This window comes from Candidatus Erwinia dacicola (genome assembly GCF_001756855.1).
Classification (GTDB): domain Bacteria; phylum Pseudomonadota; class Gammaproteobacteria; order Enterobacterales; family Enterobacteriaceae; genus Erwinia; species Erwinia dacicola.
Window position 1 is genome coordinate 1 of the sequence record NZ_MAYS01000548.1, and the last position, 1,369, is coordinate 1,369.

At 56.5% G+C, this 1,369-nt stretch carries 1 protein-coding gene; it reads left to right on the top strand.

The window, feature by feature from the left end:
- Positions 1 to 91: 91 nt before the first annotated feature.
- A partial coding sequence (locus BBW68_RS13675) for a potassium/proton antiporter (protein WP_070135769.1) occupies positions 92 to 1,369 on the top strand: 1,278 nt, incomplete at its 3' end.

Here is a 1,369-nt window from a genome sequence, read left to right on the forward strand (position 1 = left end):
CAGATTTGACAATAACTCGGTTTTGACTTTATACCTGCTGTTACAACACACTGTAAAAACAGATTTTTAATCTTCACAGGAGAAATGCCCATTGGAAGCCAGCGCGATCTACAGTCTTTTTATCATTGGTTCAGGACTGGTAGCGGCGAGCATTCTGCTCAGCTCTTTCTCATCTAAGCTGGGCATCCCGATATTAGTTATCTTTCTCGCCCTCGGTATGCTAGCTGGAATTGACGGCATCGGCGGCATTGCCTTTGACAACTATCCGGCAGCCTATCTGATCAGTAACATCGCGCTGGCCGTCATCCTGCTGGATGGCGGCATGCGTACTCAAGCCAGCTCCTTTAAGGTGGCGCTCGGACCGGCGCTGTCGCTGGCAACGGTGGGCGTGCTGATCACCGCTGGACTGACCGGTCTAGCCGCCGCCGGGCTGTTCGACCTTAACCTGATGAACGGTTTTCTTGTCGGGGCAATTATCGGCTCTACCGATGCTGCTGCCGTGTTCTCCCTGCTGGGCGGCAAAGGTCTCAACGAGCGCGTCAGCGCCACGCTGGAGATTGAGTCCGGCAGCAACGACCCAATGGCAGTGTTCCTGACCATCACCCTGATTGAGATGATCCAGCAGGGACAAAACGGCCTGAGCTGGATGTTTGTGGTGCATCTGGTGCAGCAGTTTGGCCTAGGGATCGTGCTTGGGCTGGGTGGCGGCTGGGCGCTGCTGCAAATGATTAACCGCGTATCGCTGGCGGGCGGCCTCTACCCTCTGCTGGCAGTCAGCGGGGGCATTCTAGTCTTTGCGATGACCACCGTGCTGGAAGGCAGCGGTATCCTCGCCGTCTACCTGTGTGGCTTTGTGCTGGGCAATCGCCCAATTCGCAATCGCCATGGCATACTGCAGACCTTTGATGGTATGGCTTGGCTTAGCCAGATTGGCATGTTCCTAGTGCTGGGACTGTTGGTTAACCCGACTGACCTGTGGCACATTGCGGTGCCTGCCACCCTGCTGTCGCTGTGTCTGATCCTAGTGGCGCGCCCGCTGTCGATTATCATCGGGCTGATGCCGTTTCGCGGTTTTAATATTCGCGAGCGCATATTTATTAGCTGGGTGGGTCTGCGCGGCGCAGTACCGATTATCTTGGCGGTGTTTCCGATGATGGCCGGTTTGCCTCACGCCCCGCTGTTCTTTAATATCGCCTTCTTTGTGGTGCTGGTGTCGCTGATGGTTCAGGGTACCTCGCTCGGCTGGGCGGCGCGCAAAGCCAGAGTGATTGTACCACCGATGGCTTCGCCCATCTCCCGCGTCGGCCTCGACATCCATCCGGAGAATCCGTGGGAGCAGTTCGTCTACCAGCTGAGTGCCGACAAATGG